General features: G+C 31.9%; 19 protein-coding genes and 1 pseudogene. 19 read left to right on the top strand and 1 reads right to left on the bottom strand.

The genetic code is table 11. The annotated features are described in order from the left end of the window. Positions 1 to 197: pseudogene (locus BMZ74_RS13025) on the bottom strand (hypothetical protein); the annotation flags it as partial. A 173-nt stretch (positions 198 to 370) separates the two neighbouring features. Here BMZ74_RS13025 and BMZ74_RS13020 point away from each other — a divergent pair. The 19 genes from BMZ74_RS13020 to BMZ74_RS12930 form a co-directional block, all read left to right on the top strand. After that, the gene (locus BMZ74_RS13020; RefSeq protein ID WP_089862648.1) at positions 371 to 1,537 is read left to right on the top strand and encodes an iron-containing alcohol dehydrogenase; all 1,167 of its coding nucleotides are present in this window, start codon (positions 371 to 373) and stop codon (positions 1,535 to 1,537) included. Between the two features lie 43 nt (positions 1,538 to 1,580). Next, a complete protein-coding gene (locus BMZ74_RS13015) occupies positions 1,581 to 2,087 on the top strand; it encodes a Na+/H+ antiporter subunit E (RefSeq protein ID WP_089862647.1) in 507 nt (168 codons plus the stop codon). After that, the gene (locus BMZ74_RS13010) at positions 2,084 to 2,341 is read left to right on the top strand and encodes an MrpF/PhaF family protein (RefSeq protein ID WP_089862646.1); all 258 of its coding nucleotides are present in this window, start codon (positions 2,084 to 2,086) and stop codon (positions 2,339 to 2,341) included. The genes BMZ74_RS13015 and BMZ74_RS13010 overlap by 4 nt, the downstream gene beginning before the upstream one ends. Continuing rightward, complete coding sequence (gene mnhG / locus BMZ74_RS13005; protein ID WP_089862645.1) at positions 2,341 to 2,682, top strand: monovalent cation/H(+) antiporter subunit G; 342 nt, start codon at positions 2,341 to 2,343, stop codon at positions 2,680 to 2,682. The genes BMZ74_RS13010 and mnhG overlap by 1 nt, the downstream gene beginning before the upstream one ends. Beyond that, entirely contained in the window at positions 2,682 to 2,924 is a 243-nt protein-coding gene (locus BMZ74_RS13000) for a Na(+)/H(+) antiporter subunit B (RefSeq protein WP_089862644.1), read from the top strand. Before mnhG ends, BMZ74_RS13000 begins: the two co-directional genes overlap by 1 nt. A 19-nt stretch (positions 2,925 to 2,943) precedes the next feature. Continuing rightward, positions 2,944 to 3,663, top strand: a complete 720-nt coding sequence (gene mbhE / locus BMZ74_RS12995) for a hydrogen gas-evolving membrane-bound hydrogenase subunit E (protein WP_089862643.1) — start codon at positions 2,944 to 2,946, stop codon at positions 3,661 to 3,663. Beyond that, entirely contained in the window at positions 3,663 to 3,998 is a 336-nt protein-coding gene (locus BMZ74_RS12990; protein WP_089862642.1) for a sodium:proton antiporter, read from the top strand. The genes mbhE and BMZ74_RS12990 overlap by 1 nt, the downstream gene beginning before the upstream one ends. Continuing rightward, positions 3,998 to 5,536: a complex I subunit 5 family protein gene (locus BMZ74_RS12985; protein WP_089862641.1), complete on the top strand. Its 1,539-nt coding sequence runs from the start codon at positions 3,998 to 4,000 to the stop codon at positions 5,534 to 5,536. Before BMZ74_RS12990 ends, BMZ74_RS12985 begins: the two co-directional genes overlap by 1 nt. A 3-nt stretch (positions 5,537 to 5,539) precedes the next feature. Further along, positions 5,540 to 7,072 carry a complex I subunit 5 family protein gene (locus BMZ74_RS12980; protein ID WP_089862640.1) on the top strand — a complete coding sequence of 511 codons (1,533 nt, stop codon included), beginning with the start codon at positions 5,540 to 5,542 and terminating at the stop codon, positions 7,070 to 7,072. 3 nt (positions 7,073 to 7,075) lie between these two features. Then, positions 7,076 to 8,617 carry a proton-conducting transporter transmembrane domain-containing protein gene (locus tag BMZ74_RS12975; RefSeq protein ID WP_089862649.1) on the top strand — a complete coding sequence of 514 codons (1,542 nt, stop codon included), beginning with the start codon at positions 7,076 to 7,078 and terminating at the stop codon, positions 8,615 to 8,617. Positions 8,618 to 8,714: 97 nt separating this feature from the next. After that, positions 8,715 to 8,927 carry a heavy-metal-associated domain-containing protein gene (locus BMZ74_RS12970; RefSeq protein ID WP_089862639.1) on the top strand — a complete coding sequence of 71 codons (213 nt, stop codon included), beginning with the start codon at positions 8,715 to 8,717 and terminating at the stop codon, positions 8,925 to 8,927. A gap of 130 nt (positions 8,928 to 9,057) precedes the next feature. Next, positions 9,058 to 10,707, top strand: a complete 1,650-nt coding sequence (locus BMZ74_RS12965) for a SpoIIE family protein phosphatase (protein WP_089862638.1) — start codon at positions 9,058 to 9,060, stop codon at positions 10,705 to 10,707. Between the two features lie 34 nt (positions 10,708 to 10,741). Continuing rightward, complete coding sequence (locus BMZ74_RS12960) at positions 10,742 to 11,971, top strand: HD-GYP domain-containing protein (protein ID WP_143070178.1); 1,230 nt, start codon at positions 10,742 to 10,744, stop codon at positions 11,969 to 11,971. Between the two features lie 59 nt (positions 11,972 to 12,030). Next, on the top strand, positions 12,031 to 12,342 hold the full coding sequence (locus tag BMZ74_RS12955; RefSeq protein WP_089862636.1) for an STAS domain-containing protein: 312 nt from the start codon (positions 12,031 to 12,033) through the stop codon (positions 12,340 to 12,342). Between the two features lie 17 nt (positions 12,343 to 12,359). Beyond that, positions 12,360 to 12,692, top strand: coding sequence for an STAS domain-containing protein (locus BMZ74_RS12950; RefSeq protein WP_089862635.1), 333 nt, complete (start codon positions 12,360 to 12,362; stop codon positions 12,690 to 12,692). A 91-nt stretch (positions 12,693 to 12,783) separates the two neighbouring features. Further along, entirely contained in the window at positions 12,784 to 13,212 is a 429-nt protein-coding gene (locus tag BMZ74_RS12945; protein WP_089862634.1) for an ATP-binding protein, read from the top strand. 74 nt (positions 13,213 to 13,286) lie between these two features. Further along, positions 13,287 to 14,972 (top strand): methyl-accepting chemotaxis protein, encoded by a 1,686-nt coding sequence (locus BMZ74_RS12940; protein WP_089862633.1) that lies wholly within the window; start codon positions 13,287 to 13,289, stop codon positions 14,970 to 14,972. 59 nt (positions 14,973 to 15,031) lie between these two features. Continuing rightward, a complete protein-coding gene (locus BMZ74_RS12935; protein WP_089862632.1) occupies positions 15,032 to 16,228 on the top strand; it encodes a M20 metallopeptidase family protein in 1,197 nt (398 codons plus the stop codon). A 123-nt stretch (positions 16,229 to 16,351) separates the two neighbouring features. Further along, a partial coding sequence (locus BMZ74_RS12930; RefSeq protein ID WP_143070177.1) for a helix-turn-helix domain-containing protein occupies positions 16,352 to 16,582 on the top strand: 231 nt, incomplete at its 3' end.

The following is a 16,582-nucleotide window of genomic DNA, read 5'->3' as shown; positions in this document are numbered from 1 at the left end:
TTATCTCGAAGAGAAGTATCCTGAATCATTTGAGTTTTTCTATCATGAATCTTTTCTGCTTTTTTGCCGCAGACAGGACATTTAACATGATCTATTTTATAGTCAGCTACAAAAACTAAATATTCCTCCGTTTTAATTAAATCTGTTGCAACTAGGTCTGGTAAATCCATTAAATCTGTGATAAGATTATTATGCATTTGCTTGACTCCTTTATTGAATTTTTGGTGTTGTAACTATTTAATTCAACGGAGCCAGGCAAATGCCTTTTTTATTTAGATATTTTTAGATTTACAGTTTTTTCTTCACAACATTAATTATACAACCAATTTTATTAGTTAAATTTGAATAAAATCCAGGAGGTAATTTAGTAATGCAAAACTTTGTTTTTCAAAATCCAACCAGGATTATTTTTGGACAAGCAGCAGAAAAAAAGGTAGGCGAACAAACTTCTCTTTATGGATCAAAAGTACTACTTCATTATGGTGGGGGAAGTATAAAGAAATATGGGACCTATCAAAGTGTTATTGAATCCCTAGAAGAAGTTGGTTTAGAATACATAGAGCTCGGTGGAGTAAAGCCAAATCCAAGACTTGCTCTGGTTAAGAAAGGAATAGAATTAGTTGAACAAGAAGATATTGATTTTATTCTGGCAGTAGGTGGAGGAAGTGTTATTGATTCTGCTAAAGCAATAGCAGTAGGAGCTTGTTATGAAGGTGATGTCTGGGACTTTTTTGCTAAAGATATTACTATTAAAAAAGCTATGCCAGTTGGAACTGTTTTAACTATTCCTGCTGCCGGTAGTGAATCAAGTACTAGTGCTGTAATTACCAAATTAACAGGTATGTATAAAAAATCTATTTCTTCTGAATTAATTAGACCTAAATTTGCAATTATGAATCCCGAACTTACTTTTACTCTGCCTAATTATCAGACTGCTTGTGGAGCAGTAGATATTATGGCCCATGTGATGGAAAGATATTTTACTAATACTAAAAATGTTGAATTAACAGATAGACTCTGTGAAGCTACTCTCAAAACTATAATTGATAATGTACCAAGGGTACTTAAAGATAATCAAGACTATGCTGCCAGAGCTGAAATTATGTGGGCTGGTAATATTGCTCATAATGGATTGCTTGATACTGGTAGAGTTGGTGACTGGGCCTCTCATGGAATTGAACATGAATTAAGTGCTATTTATGATGTGGCTCATGGAGCAGGGCTGGCAGTTGTTTTTCCAGCCTGGATGAACTATGTTTATCAACATGATCTGGCTAGATTTGCTCAATTTGCAGTTAGAGTCTGGGGCATAGATCCTGATCTTAAAGACCTTGACTGGACTGCCTGCCAGGGAATTAAAAAGACAAAAGAATTTTTCTCTTCCCTGGGAATGCCGGTCTCTTTGCCAGAATTAGAAATTCCTGCAGATAAATTTGAGGAGATGGCTGCTAAATGTACAGCAGCAGGCCCAAGAGGTAATTTTGTTCCTCTAACCAAAGAAGATGTTGTAAAGATCTATCAAAGTGTTCTTAATTAAAATTATAAATAAATTAATTTCAAAAATATACGGAGGTGTTTAAATGCTGCAAAAAATTTCTGCTTTTATTGCTTTGCTGTTAAGCTGGTTTATTTTTGCTGGTAAAATAACAGCTGATGTTGTTATAGTAGGTAGTGCAGCTTCACTTCTGGTTACGTTTTTCTTTAGTGATTTATTATTCAGGGAAGTTAATCACAGACTTCCCTGGTATCACTATTTGCGAAAGCTAACCTTATTGTTGTTATTTGTACCTGTCTTTTTTTATGAAGCTGTCAGTGCTGCTTTTAAAGTATCTAAACATGTTTTTGAAAAAAACCCTTCCTTTAATCCTGGTATTGTCAAAGTAAAGACTGAACTAACTGATATAACAGGTTTAAGTCTGCTGGCCAATCTAATCACACTAACTCCAGGAACATTAACTCTCGATTACGATAGAAATGAACAAGTTTATTATATTCACTGGATAGATGTTGAAACAGTAAAACAAGCTGAATTAAAGAAAAAATTAATTGCCCGCTTTGAAAACTGGATTGGGGTGATTTTTAAATGATTATTGGTTTAGCTATCTTTTTTACTATTTTATCATTAATTGCTTCTTATCGAGTCGTGATCGGTCCTACAATAACCGATCGCCTGATTGGGGCTGATACAATTGGTATTTTTATGTCGATGGTAATGTTGATGATTGCTCTCTATTATGATATAGCTTTACTAGTTGATATCATACTGGCTTATGCAGTTTTGCTTTTTATTGATATGTTAATCTATGCTAAGTATTTTGAACATGGGGAGCTGTATAAATAATGACTTTAAGAATTTTATTTGCTTATTTTTTGATGATTACTGGAGCTGCGTTTGCAGTGGTAACAGTTCTGGGATTGTTGCGCTTTCCTGATGTTTACACAAGAATTCATGCTGGTGCAGTTGTTTTGACTATTTCAGCTGTTTTAGTGACTATTGGAACAGCAGTTTATGTCTGGGAGTTTTTTCTCAGCTTAAAAATTATGATGATCGGAATGTTCTTTCTGTTTTCTAATCCGATGGCAACCCATGCAATTGCTAGGGCATCTTATAAAAGAAAGATTGTTTTGCCTGAACAGTATGAGATTGATGCTTATTCTGATTATTTAGGGAGAGATAAATAATGTTATTACTTGAATTTATCTTAGTAATTTTTTTGATTTTTTCGGCTGTAATGGCTATTCATTTTGAAGAAGAACTGATTTCAATAATTTTTCTTTCAATTTTTTCTTTAATTTTAACAGCTCTATATTTATTACACAAAGCAGCAGATGTTGCTCTGGCTGAGGCTGTAATCGGAGCTGGTTTAAATACAGCAATTTTTATGAGCGCAATTAGCCAGATTAGACATGGAGATTCTGATTAAATCAGCTGGAGGTGAAGAGATGACTGGGTTATTAAAAAAAATTTTAATCATTGTTGTACTTTTATTTACTACTCTGGCTCTCTATCTTAATTTTATTTTAATGCCTGAATATCAGGGGTTGAAAACTGGTGTTTCAAACTACATAATCCAATCTGCTTTGAGAGATACAGGATCGCTCAATTTAATTACAGCTGTTTTATATGATTACAGAGCTTTTGATTCATTAGGAGAGAGTACAGTTATTTTTGGTGCTGTAAGTGGAATTGTATTAATTCTATCACGAAAAATGCTGCCAGTGTCTTCAAAAGGGCTTTCTTTTATAGTTAAAAGAACTTTGGGCATTATAACTCCTTTTATTGGTTTGTTTGGACTTTATGTTATTTCACATGGTCACCTCAGTCCAGGAGGAGGATTTCAGGGAGGAGTTATTTTAGCGGCTATTTCAATTATTTTTAGCATAGTTTATGGTAGTGCTTTTGATTATAGGCGTTATAGTCCGCAAAAAAAGACTATTTTGGAAACAGGTGGAGCTTTAACTTTTTTAACAATTGGGCTGGCTGGTTTATTTTTTGAAGGAGCTTTTTTACACAATTTAAATTTTTTAACTGCAGAACCAGGAACTTTGCTTTCAGCTGGTAGTATCCCATATATTAATATTGGAGTTGGTTTTAAAGTAGGAGCTGGTCTGGCAATTATTTTTTATAGTATGATCCAAAAAACTTTTGAGGAGGATTATTAATGTTCAACAATTTAATTTTTATAATTCTCTTTATGCTTGGTCTTTATACTTTAATTATGAAAAAAAATTTAATTAAAATGGTAATTGGATTAAACTTAATGGAGGCAGCAGTTTTTTTATGGGTGATAGCTTTTTCTGATACTGGAGGTAGGATCTCTATTCATAAACTGGCTGAAACTAATTTTAATTTTAATGATCCTGTACCACAGGCATTAACTTTAACTGGGATAGTCATTGGAGCCAGTACAGCAGCACTGCTTTTGACACTAATTATTGAATTAAATAAGTTTACTGGCACTATAGACAGGGATCAAATTGAGGGGCTGAATGATTGATGAATTGGATGAATATTGAACTTATCTTATTGATTCTAATGCCTATTTTGACAGCTGTTATGCTTTGCTTTAGTTCTGAATCTAATCATAAAATTAATATAACTATAACTTTAACTTCAATCAGTCTCGAACTTTATTTTATTACTGCGCTTTTAGTGAGTAATTTTGCTGCAGTAAAAAATGCGAGTTTTTTTCTTCAATATACCATTGGACGGGCAGAAAGCCCATTTGTAATTAATTTTGCTCTGGATAACTTGAGCTTATTTTTTTCGTTAATTGTAACAGCAGCAGTTTTTTTGATCGTTATTTTTTCAGTTAAGTATGTTGAAGATAGAGCAAATCAATTTTTTGCCCTTTTTTTTCTTGTTTTAGCAGCAATACAGGGCAGTATTTTAACTGCTGATTTATTTACGCTGTATTTATTTATTGAAGCAATAACAATTTTTACTACTCCTTTAATTGCATTTAAGAAAAATGAGACAACAACCAGAGCAGCTTTGCAATATTTATTTTATGGGCTAATTGGCGGAGTATTTTTCTTCATTTCAATTATTTTAATTTATTTTGAGTTAGGTACTTTAAGAATGGCAGAAGTTGCAGCAGCCTTTGTTAATATTGAACCAGGTATGCAGTTAACAATAATTATTTTCTTTTTACTGGCCTTGTTAATTAAACTTGGTATTTTCCCAATTCATTTCTGGCTGCCTAGAGCTCACAGTGCCTGTCCAGCCCCAATTAGTGCTCTTTTATCAGGGGTATTACTAAAAGTATATTTATATATATTCATGCGGATTTTCTGGACAGTAATTTCTTTTACTATTTTAAGTAGGTTTCAACTGCACCATTTTATCCTTGAGTTAGCTTTATTTTCAAGTTTAGTTGGTCACTTATTTGCTTTGCAATCAGATAATTTGAAAAAAATGCTGGCTTATTCTAGCATTGGTCATATTGGAATGATTCTAGCTGTGTTATTATTAAATACCAAAGCTGCTTTTTATGGAGCCATTTTACATATTATTGCTCATTTATTGATGAAATCTGCTTTATTTTTAAGTACAGGATATTTACTGCAAACTACTTTATCTTATCAAATAAGTGACTTAAAAGGTGTTGGTCACAAAAATCGTTCAGTTTTTGTAGCTTTTATTATTGTCTGTCTAGCTACAATTGGTATGCCACCCTTATTTGGTTTTGTAAGTAAATGGTATGTTTTACTGGCTTTTCTTGAAAGTCAGCACTACTTTGGAGCTTTTGTTGTGGGAGCAGGTAGTTTAATAGCTTTAATCTATTATTTACGTTATATTTCACAGGCCTATCTTACTTTTAAAGGGTCTGAAACAGTTTCAATATGGCAGGAAAATCTATCTTTTAAAGAATTTTTTAGTTCATTTAATGCTATGAAAGCTGTTATTTATTTATTTACTTTTTTAATTATTTTCTTTGGGTTTAGTTTTAAATTTTTTTCTATGCCCATTGATACAGCAATTTTTGAGCTGCTTAACCCACAAAAATATATTGATTTAGTTCTGGGAGGTTGATGGATGGATATTAAAGTTTTATTTTTAATTTTAGTACCTTTAAGTACAGCTTTTTTAATTCCACTAATTGATCTAATTAATGCAAAATTGCGGAGGTTTTTTGTTTTACTGGGAATTTTGCTAGAATCATATTTATTAGTAAGTATTATTATTAATAATTTTAGTGAACTAAAAAAAGGTGATTTGTTTTTACAGTATCATCTAGGAGGTTGGCAGCCTCCTCTGGGAATTAATCTTGTAATGGACAGCCTTAGTTTGATCTTTGTAGTAATCACTGCTTTAAGTTTACTATTAATTGTGACTTATTCAATTGGTTATATTGGTCATCATGAAGGTAAATACTATGTACTTTATTCTTTAATTGCAGCGGCTTCAATGGGTGCTATCTTAACTGCTGATTTATTTAATATTTATGTTTTTATAGAAATGCTAACTATTACTTCAGGAGCTTTAATTGGCTTTAAAAGAAGTAAAGAGGCAAGTGCAGCTGCAATTAAATATTTAGTTTATAATATTCTGGCTGGATTACTTTTCTTCTTAGCAGTTCTTTTAATTTATTTTAATCTGGGTACTTTAAATATGGCTGATATAGCTTTGAACTTTACTACTTTATCTGTTCAAATAAAATTATTTATTACTGCAATTTTGCTGACTTCTATTTTAATTAAAATGGGCATTTTCCCTTTTATATTCTGGCTTCCTAAAAGTTATGATACAGCACCTTCACCGGTAACAGCAGTTTTATCAGGAATACTCTCTAAAGTATATCTTTATATCTTTATCAGGATTTTCTGGACTGTAATCGGTTTTAAAACTTTAGAGTTATTAAATTTAAATAGTTTTCTGCTTAATTTAGCGCTAGTTTCTTCACTTTTGGGCCATATCTTTGCTTTGCAGTCAAATAATATTAAGCGCTTACTTGCTTATTCTAGTATCGGTCATATTGGAATGATTATGGCTGTAATTATGTTAAACTCTACAGCAGGTTTTTATGGAGGGATTCTACATATCATAAGCCATATGTTTATGAAAGCTGGACTTTTTGTCAGCTGTGGTTATTTATTACAATATACTAGATCACATGCTTATCGTGATTTTAGAGGAGTTGGATTAAAAAATAGGAAAGTTTTTATAGCTTTTATTATTTTACTTTTGAGTATGATTGGTATGCCACCTTTATTAGGATTTGCCAGTAAATGGTATGTTCTGATAGCTTTTTTAGAAGCTCAAAATTATTTTGGGGCGTTTATTGTTATTTTTGGCAGCTTAACAGCTGTAATTTATTATTTGCGCTATATTGCTAAAGGATTTGAAGAAGCTAAATTAACTGATACTGAATTAAATGAGGAAATTTATAGCCGTCCTTTATTATCTGTCTTATATAGAGGAAAAATAGTTAGTTTTATTAGTTATACTTATACAGCAATAATTATTCTGGGTGGGCTTAGTTTTAGGTTTCTTGATCTTCCTCTTAAAATTTCAACTTTAAGTGTTATGAATGTAGAAAAATATATAGAATTAGTGTTAGGAGGGTAAATGATGACTGTTTTATGGCAGCAGTTTTCGGCAAGCTTTATCTGGCAGAGCTATTTTCCTTTGCTGGCTGGGGTCGGGATTATTTTAACCTTGATGACATCCTTAGCTGCCTGGAAATACTTTGCTAGAAATAGAGTCTTTTATTATTTATTGACTCTACTATATTTGCTTAGTTCAACAATAGTAATTTTAACTAATAATTGGTTTTTATTTTTGTTTGGTTGGGAATTAGTTACTTTAACAACAGCTTTAATGCTGGCCTGGAGCAGCTGGCGGCTTGTTCGTCAGTATTTTATAATTCAGTTTTTTGGCAGTAGTATTTTATTACTGGCAGCCTTGACAGCCATTTCTTTTGGTTATAATAAAATTGGAATAATTAATTCTAACTGGCTGCAGTTATTATTAATTTTAGGAGTTGCAATGAAAAGTGGTCTTTTCTTATTTCATTTTTGGTTACCACCAATTCATGCAGAAGCTCCAGCTCCAGTTAGTGCTATTCTGTCAGGTTGGGTTGTTAAACTAGGTTATATTTTTCTGCTGAAGATCATTCCAATTACTACAGGCAATAAATTTCTTTATTTATTAGGACTGCTGATGATTATTTATGCAGGTTGGCAGGCTTTTCGTTCAGCTGATTTAAAAATTATGCTGGCCTATTCAACAATTAGTCAGCTCGGTTTAATTGCTCTAGCCATTGGTACTGGTGGCAGATATGCTTTTGCAGGTGCTGTTTTACAAATTATTGGTCATGGTTTTGCTAAAACAACTTTATTTATCAGTAGTGGAATATGGCAGCAAGAATATGGCAGCAGAATTATTTATGATTTTAAAAATGCTGTTTTTAGACGCCCATTAACTTCAGCAGCAACTTTATTGAGCTTTCTTTCACTGAGTGGACTAGTATTTACAGCAGGTTATAATAGTAAATATTTAATTAAATCTGCTCAGATAGGAGATAACTTTGCTGGACTATTATTTTTTGGCTTGGGTTTGTTAAGTTTTCTTTATAGTTTTCGAATTATTTACTGGTTTTTTATTAAAAATCAAAACTATCACAACTTCAAGAAAAATTTACTATTTAAAAATAATAATTATTCATATTATTTTAGTGATCTAGCTGCTTTATTAGTTGGTAGCCTTGTTTTAATAATAGCAGCTTTCTGGCCAGAAATGCCAGGAGATAGTCTTGCTTTTTTAGCAGCTAAAGATTTTCATCTGTTAATAGGCCTGCGAGATAATCTAATTTATTTAGTTATAGTAGGATACTTATTAATTAGCCAGACCGGTTTTATAGTACAGCCAAGAACTCAATTAAGTCTGGAAAACTACTTACAATCTTTTCTTAATTTTAGCTATAGTATTAGTAGAAAGAGTATTATTTTTGATACAGAACGTATTTTTGAAAGCTTTTTTTATCGAGCTATTTATAACTCAGCCCATAAATTGTATAAATTTGTTTATCAAGATTTTACTATGCAACTGCTCTGGATACCAATTTTTTTAACAATAATCTTATTCTGGCAGCAGCTATATGCTTTATTTTAAACTTGACAATTTTACTAGACAAATGATATTCTTTAGTAAAGAAATAGCAATAATTAAATTTAATATTTGAGATTAATAATTTCTGAGGAGTGATAATATGGCAGATAAAAGAGAAATTTTAAATGTTGGTGGAATGAGCTGCGAAATGTGTGCTAAATCTGTTGCTAGAGCTCTTAAAACACTAGATGGAGTCCATCATGTAAAGGTTGAGCTTGATGATGATTTAGTCGAAGTTGATTATGATGAAAGTAAAGTTGAACTGGCTGCCTTAAAAAAAGCTGTTGAAGAAGCAGGTTATGATATAGTTTAAATGGATCTTATTATTTACCTCCTAATTTAACTACTAGTAGTTAAATTAGGAGGTTTTATTTTTTAAGGCAGGAATCTGATCTTAAATGGGAAATAATATATAGTATAATCTTTAAGGTGAAGGTGTTTTTATGTTAAAAGAAGATAGATTTGCTATTTATAAAAATTTAAATAGAGCCAAATTAATTCAGGCTGTAGAACAAAGTCCAGAGACAATTATTATTACTGATCCAGAAGGAAGAATTGAGTATGTTAACTTTCGTTTTACAGAATTAACTGGCTATGCTCCAGCAGAAGTTTTAAGCAAAAAAATTAGCTTTTTAAAAAGTGGTTATCATTCCAAACAATTTTATCAAAATTTATGGGATAAAATTACTCAAGGAGAGAAGTGGAGTGGGCAAATTCTTAACCAGAAAAAAAATGGTGATTTATTTTGGGAGCAGGCTTCAATTACACCTCTTTTTGATCAAACAGGCAAGATAACTAATTATGTAGCTATTAAACAGGATATTACTGAAAAAAAAGAGATTCAGAGCCAGCTAATTAAAAAAACTGCTGAACTTGAATCAGCCAAACAGATGCTAACTAAAATTCTTGATCTCTCTACAGAAGCAATTCGTTATATTGATCTTAATTATAATGTTATTAAAACAAATAAACTTTATAAAGAGCTAAATCAGCTTTGTCCATCTGAAAAAAATGGTTATAAAGATGATGTGAACAGCCAAAAGTGTTTTCATAATTTTTGCCACCATGATTGTGATGGTCAAGATTGTTCTTTAAAACAGATTATTAAGGGGAAGGAATTTATTCAGGAAGATATTGAAATTAGTTTATTAGATGGCAAACATCATTTTATAGTTTCAGTTATTCCTTATCGTGATCCTGCCGGTAATTTATTGGGAATTATGCAGAGTTATCGTGATATAACTGAACGGAAGCTTAATGAGAATAAACTGAGATTATATTATAAGGAAATTAAAGAATTATATGCCCGGCTGGAAGCCGAATTTGATAAAGGTATTAAATTACATCGACATTTTTTACCAGAATATTTACCGGAAGTAGCAGGACTTGATTATCAAGCCTATTTTCAGCCTGCTGCCAGATTAGGAGGAGATTTTTATAATGTAATTGATACCGGTGATCAATTATTATTATATATAGTTGATGTAAGCGGACATGGACTTGATGGCTCAATGATTAATATTTTTCTTCGAGAAATAATAAATAATTATTTGGCTCAGCAGAAGAAATTGGCTCAACAAATTAATATTAATGAGCTGCTTAATTATATTATCGAAAAGTACCATGGCGAAAATTTTGCAGTTGAATATATGGTCTGTCTTTTATTGGCTGTGTACAATAAAGAAGAACAGAGTATTTCTCTGGTCAATGCTGGAATTCACATCCCGCCAATTTACATTACAGCGTCTGGCCAAATTAGTGAAATAAATAATGCAGGATTGCCAATTTCAACAGCAATTGATTTAGAAATCTATCAGAATCAAGCAGGAAAAATACATCGAATCAAGAAATTTAATTTAACTGCAGGAGATTTGCTTTTTATGACTACAGATGGTCTAGTTGAGGAAAGCAATCAGAAAGATGCTGCGGCTTCTGATCATTATGGTTTAAAGAGGCTGAAAAATATTTTGACTATTAATCAGAAGCAGTCAGCAGCAAAAATAATAGATAATTTAAATAGTGATTTTAAAAATTATGCTGGCAGCCAGAGTGGTCATGATGATATAAGTTACCTGGTTATTAAAGTTGAGTAAGTTGTTAGTCTAAGTTAAGGAGCTGGTTTTTTTGTTGCAAGAAGATCTAAAGACAAGCAGTCTGGGGGTGTTGCCTGCTGCTAAAATGAAAGTTAGTGATTTATTTATTACACTTTCTTCTGCTCTGGATATGGGAAATATAGAAGTACTTGATCATTCCAGAAGAGTTGCTTATATTGTATTAGAAATTGCTGATTTGTTAAATTTAAATAAAGAATTAAAAAAGCAGATTGTTCTGGCTGCCTTGATTCATGATATTGGAATTATTACTTATAATGATAAACACAAGGCACAGACTATTTTTGAAGTTGATGAAGATTTAGCTGAAAGTCATTGTAAAAGAGGTGCAGATTTAGTTAGACAATTAGAATTTCTTCCTAATCTAAGTAAAATCATTCTTTTTCATCATCACCGCTGGTCTGGTGGTAATTTTAATAATGTAAAAGGAGATAAAATACCACTTGGGAGCAGGATTATTCACCTGGCTGATCGAATTGAAGCTCAAATTAATCCAGATTATTATATCTTACATCAGGTAGATAGTATAGTTGAAGAAATAACTGCTAAATCTGGAACCTGGTTTGATCCAGCTTTAATACCGGTGTTTTCCTTATTAGCCAAAAAAGAATCATTCTGGCTTAATTTGAAATCTGAACAATATAATATAATTTTAAGAAAATGGGGTAAAGAAACAAGAACTAGATTCAATTTGACTGATCTGGAACAGGTCGCAAGTGTAGTTGCTCATTTAATTGATAGAGTTAGTCCTTTTACTTCCCGGCATAGTTCAGGAGTTGCAATGATTGCAGCAATGATTGCAGCTGATCTTGGATATAATTCAAAAGAACAGCGAGCAATTAGAATTGCTGGGCTTTTTCATGATCTGGGTAAATTAATTATTCCAAATGAGATAATCGAAAAAGAAGGAGAATTAACTAAAGGTGAATATCAGATAATTAAACAGCATTCTTTTTATACATATCGGATGTTAAACCGAATCGAAGGTCTAGGCAGTATTCCAGAATGGGCTGCTTTCCATCATGAAAGGCTTGATGGCACAGGTTACCCTTTTCATATTGGCGAAAAATGCTTAAATATTGGTAGTCGGATTATGGCAGTTAGTGATGTTTTTCAGGCTTTAACTGAAGATAGACCTTATCGAAAAGCATTTACAATTTCCCATGCTGTTCAGATTATTGAAGATATGGAAAGACAGGGAAAACTTGATTTAGATATTATAAAAGTTTTAAAAAATGCACTTTAAATTTATTAGCTTATGCTAAATTAGTTAGTAAGTAGATATTAAATAACGGAGGAAATTTTATGGAGATCAAGACTAAAGTCAGAGATTTAGGACAGGTAGTAGTTAGCCCAGCAGGAGGAATAGATTCTTCTAATTCACAATCTTTAAAGGCTGAACTTTTCTCTTTTTTGGAGGCTGGCTATAGAAAAATAATCATTGATTTTAGTCAGGTAAATAATATTGATAGTTCTGGTCTAGGTAGATTGCTACTTTTTCAAAAAAGAGTTCAGGAAAAAAATGGCGTTTTAGTTATCAAGAATGTAAAAGATAGCTCTATTAGAGCTATGTTTAAACTGATTCATTTAGATAAAGTCATTCAAATTAATAATTAGCAGAGGGGGAGTTATTAGTGGATAATGTAGAATTAGAGGTTAAAGAAAATACTGCTATTTTAAAAATAAAGAATGATATTATTTTTGATAATTCTAATCAGACTAAAGAAGTAATCAAAGATTTATTAAAAAAGCAGGAAGGAATAAATAATATTGTAATTGATCTGGCAGGAGCTAACTATCTTGATAGCTCAGGCATTGGAGTAATCTTGTCAATTTTTAAATTTACTAAGGATCATTATACAGAAACAGGACATTTTAATTTAATTAATGCAAATCAAAAAATAAAACGAGTTTTCGAAGTTACCCAGCTTGATAGTATTATTCCAATTAATGATTCTGTTAATTAGCTTGCTAAATATAAATAGTTACTAAACGAAGTTTAGACTTTAAATATCTAAGTTAAAAAATCACTATATTCTTCAACTTAGAGGTGTAATTATGAAGCAAAAAACTAAAAAATATGAATTTACAATTACCTGTCAAGCAGAGGAAATCGTCAGCTTAGTTAATCAATTACTAGCTAAGGTAAAAAAATTTTATCCTGAAGCTGATGAGCTTTTAATTAACTTAGAAATAGCTATTAGAGAAATGCTGGCTAATGCAGTTGAACATGGCTGTAAAAAGAAAAAAAAGGCAACTAAATTCTGGCAGCAGCCAACAATTAAAGTTGAGCTTTATTTTAAACAAGCTGGAATTTATATTATAGTAACTGATCCAGGATCTGGTTTTAACTGGCGGGAACGAGATTTAGTTACAATGCCAGTTTTTACTGAAAAAGGTCGTGGCTTAAAAATAATTAATAAATTGGCTGATCAAATTACTTTTAATCAACAGGGAAATCAGATAAAAGTATTTTTTAGTTTGTAAAATTCACTTTTATTTTAACTACTGCTTTACTATGTTTATTAATATAAAAAGCTATTTTATTTAGGGGGGAAAATATGTTAAAAAAAATTAGGAGATCAATGTTTGCAAAATTCACTTTATCATTTTTACTATTAATTATTTTATTTGCAACTGCAAGTTATTTTGAATATTATTATTCACATCAGGTGTTTTTAATTGAAGAAGAAGTAGGGCAGATGCAGGAATTCCAATTAAAACTGAGTAATTTAGAAATTGATCATCATCTCTGGATGATCAGTCTTTATGATATGTTTACAGGGGGAGATGTACCACAGCTGGGAGATTTTACAGAATGTAATTTAGGCCAGTGGTATTATAACACTGAGCCACCTGTTTACCTTAAAGGTGTTTTTCAGGAATTGGAAAAACCACATCAATCTTTACATAATGATGGACAGCAGGTTGTCAGGCTTTATCAAGCTGGGCAGCAGCAGGAAGCTTTAAATGTTTTTAATCAAAATATTAAATCTGATTTGGCAAAGGTTAGAACAAGTTTAAATAAAATGACTGCTTTAACTGAAGATCAAATTTCAAAATTAACAGTAGAAAAAGAAAATTTAGTTGCTCTTTCTGATAAGATTTTTCTTTATGCAACTATTTTAACTCTTTTATCTGCACTATTTATTTCATATTTTTTAACTAGAATTACCGTAAAGCCACTGGTTAACCTTGTTCAGCAGGTAGAGAATGTTGCTGCTGGTGATTTAACTAAAAAAGTAAAAGTTAATAAGACAGACGAAATTGGCCAGCTTGTAATCTCTTTTAACAATATGATTGATACTTTGCGACAGCTGGTAAGTAGTATTAATGATAATTCTGATGCAGTAGTAACAGCAGTTAAAGATTTAAATACAGTTGCTCAGGATACAGGACGGGGTTCTGAAGATATTGCTCACAGTATAACGGATGTAGCTTCAGGAAGTGAAGATATTGCTGATGAAATAGCAAGTGTTAAATCAGTTGCTGCTCAGCTTGATGAAGAAGGAGAAACATTACAGAATAATGTTAATGAAAGTCTTGAATTATCCAGTCATTCTTCTAAAATTGCTGAATCAGGACAGCAGGCCATAGAAAAAGCTATTAGTCAGCTTGATGTAGTTAGTGAGACAGTTAACTTTGCTACAGGAGCAATTGAGAAACTTGGGAAAAGATCGGAAGAAATCGGTGAAATGGTGGCTATGATAGAAGGAATATCTGCTCAGACTAATTTACTTGCTTTAAATGCTGCTATTGAAGCAGCCCGGGCTGGCGAAAAGGGGAGAGGATTTTCGGTAGTGGCTGAAGAAGTTAGAGAACTGGCTGAAGAGTCAGCTGAAGTAACAAGTAAAATTAGTTCTTTAATTGAAGATATTCAATCTGAAACAACCGCTACAGTTAATTCTATGGATACTAATATTGTGGAGGTTAATAAACAGATTGAAATTATTAATTCAGCCGGAGACTCTTTAAAAGAAATGGTATCCAGTTCGCAAATAACTAATCAAAAGATGATTCAGATGAATCAATTTGCAGCTGATCTTGATAAAATTATTGATACTATCAATAAGGCTGTTGACTCTGTAGGGGTAGCTATAGAAAATAATTCAGCCAGTGCTGAAGAAGTATCAGCTTTAGCAGAAGAACAAAGTGCTACTGTTGAAGAAATTTCTGCTTCAGCAGATGAATTAGAAAATATGGCCAAAAATTTACATGACTTAGTTTCTAGATTTAAAACTAAATAAAAAATTTAAGAAATTAATTAAATTATACTTTCATTAAACAATAAATAAGGAGAATTAAAATGAGTTTAGACAGCACTGCTAAAATTAAAGCAGCGGTAAATAAAGTGGCAGGAAAAGTAATTGAAATTAGAAAAACAATCCACCAAAATCCAGAATTATCATTTCAGGAAGAGGAGACTGCTGCTTTAGCAGCTGCCGAAATGGAAAAGCTTGGTTTCAAAGTTGAAGAAAATGTTTTTGCAACAGGTGTAGTTGCTACTTTTATAAATAGTAATTCTGAAAGTGATAAAACATTATTAATTAGAGCAGACATGGATGCTTTACCAATTCAGGAAAAAAATGATCTTTCTTATAAATCCCAAAAAAGTGGGGTGATGCATGCCTGTGGCCATGATGGACATACAGCAATTTTAATTGGTACAGCTATGGTATTAAAAGAATTAGCTGCTGAATTCTCTGGCAAGATTAAATTTGTTTTTCAACCAGGTGAAGAAACTTCAGGTGGGGCTGAAGGTATGATAAAAACTGGAGTGCTTGAATCACCTAAAGTTGATGCAGCATTAGGATTACACCTCTGGGGAAGTACCCCTTATGGTGTAGTTGAATATAAGGCGGGGCCTTTTATGGCAGCTCCTGATCGTTTTGATTTAACTATTATTGGCCGGGGAGGTCATGCGGCACGTCCCCATAATACAATTGATCCAATTCCTATTGGAGCTGAGATTATTTCTGCTTTACAGACTATTGTAAGTAGAAAAGTTGATCCTTTAGAGTCAGCTGTTATTTCAGTTTGCAAATTTTCTGCAGGAAGTACGCATAATGTAATTCCTGATCAGGCTGAAATAAAAGCAACTGTGCGTTCTTTAAAAGAAGACTTACGGCAGCAATTGGCTGCTGATATTGAATCAGTTATTAAAAATATCTGTAATATTTATGATGCAGATTACAAGTTAGACTATATTTTTGGCTATCCAGCTGTAAAAAATGATGCAGTTATAACAGATTTACTGGCTAGTTCAGCAGCAAAAATATTGGGGCCGGCAAGAGTTCAAAAGCGGACAAAAGCAGAAATGGGAGGAGAAGATTTTTCTTATTTTGGGCTTGAAGTTCCGTCAGTTTTTTATTTTCTAGGTATTGCTCCTGCTGGTAAAGTAATAAATCATCATCAGGCAGATTTTAAATTTGCTAATGATATTTTAAAAGATGGAGTAGCGGTTATGGCTCAAACAGCAATTGATTTTTTTGCAGCAGACTAAAATACTTTTTTATTTATTAAATTGTATAATTAAATGCACGCTGTGATTTGATAAAAAATAGACACATATCTGTACCTTTTGTATAATGTTAATAACCACAAAAACATTGGGAGGGTACAGAATATGTGTCAAAATAATTGTAACACAAAAAGAGAAAAAGGTGAACATCTAAGTTATGAAGATCGCGTAAAAATAGAACATTTATACAATCAACAGGATAAAAATTATACTGAGATAGGTAAAGAATTGAATTGTCATAGAACTACAGTAAGTCGCGAAATTAAGAAGGGTGAAATAGAGTTAAAAAATAGTGACTGGACCTATAGAAAAGAATATAGTTCCAAAAGAGGACAG

Source organism: Halanaerobium salsuginis (genome assembly GCF_900114545.1).
Lineage (GTDB): Bacteria > Bacillota > Halanaerobiia > Halanaerobiales > Halanaerobiaceae > Halanaerobium > Halanaerobium salsuginis.
This window is presented reverse-complemented; position numbering and strand designations above follow the sequence as displayed.

Bases quoted from the DNA above. Each gene is read 5' to 3' on its own strand.
- BMZ74_RS12970 (WP_089862639.1), top strand. From the start codon at position 8,715: ATGGCAGATAAAAGAGAAATTTTAAATGTTGGTGGAATGAGCTGCGAA.
- BMZ74_RS12965 (WP_089862638.1), top strand. From the start codon at position 9,058: ATGTTAAAAGAAGATAGATTTGCTATTTATAAAAATTTAAATAGAGCC.
- BMZ74_RS13015 (WP_089862647.1), top strand. From the start codon at position 1,581: ATGCTGCAAAAAATTTCTGCTTTTATTGCTTTGCTGTTAAGCTGGTTT.
- BMZ74_RS12955 (WP_089862636.1), top strand. From the start codon at position 12,031: ATGGAGATCAAGACTAAAGTCAGAGATTTAGGACAGGTAGTAGTTAGC.
- BMZ74_RS12935 (WP_089862632.1), top strand. From the start codon at position 15,032: ATGAGTTTAGACAGCACTGCTAAAATTAAAGCAGCGGTAAATAAAGTG.
- BMZ74_RS12945 (WP_089862634.1), top strand. From the start codon at position 12,784: ATGAAGCAAAAAACTAAAAAATATGAATTTACAATTACCTGTCAAGCA.
- mnhG (WP_089862645.1), top strand. From the start codon at position 2,341: ATGACTTTAAGAATTTTATTTGCTTATTTTTTGATGATTACTGGAGCT.
- BMZ74_RS12975 (WP_089862649.1), top strand. From the start codon at position 7,076: ATGACTGTTTTATGGCAGCAGTTTTCGGCAAGCTTTATCTGGCAGAGC.
- BMZ74_RS12940 (WP_089862633.1), top strand. From the start codon at position 13,287: ATGTTAAAAAAAATTAGGAGATCAATGTTTGCAAAATTCACTTTATCA.
- BMZ74_RS12985 (WP_089862641.1), top strand. From the start codon at position 3,998: ATGAATTGGATGAATATTGAACTTATCTTATTGATTCTAATGCCTATT.
- BMZ74_RS12980 (WP_089862640.1), top strand. From the start codon at position 5,540: ATGGATATTAAAGTTTTATTTTTAATTTTAGTACCTTTAAGTACAGCT.
- BMZ74_RS13020 (WP_089862648.1), top strand. From the start codon at position 371: ATGCAAAACTTTGTTTTTCAAAATCCAACCAGGATTATTTTTGGACAA.
- BMZ74_RS12990 (WP_089862642.1), top strand. From the start codon at position 3,663: ATGTTCAACAATTTAATTTTTATAATTCTCTTTATGCTTGGTCTTTAT.
- BMZ74_RS13000 (WP_089862644.1), top strand. From the start codon at position 2,682: ATGTTATTACTTGAATTTATCTTAGTAATTTTTTTGATTTTTTCGGCT.
- BMZ74_RS13010 (WP_089862646.1), top strand. From the start codon at position 2,084: ATGATTATTGGTTTAGCTATCTTTTTTACTATTTTATCATTAATTGCT.
- mbhE (WP_089862643.1), top strand. From the start codon at position 2,944: ATGACTGGGTTATTAAAAAAAATTTTAATCATTGTTGTACTTTTATTT.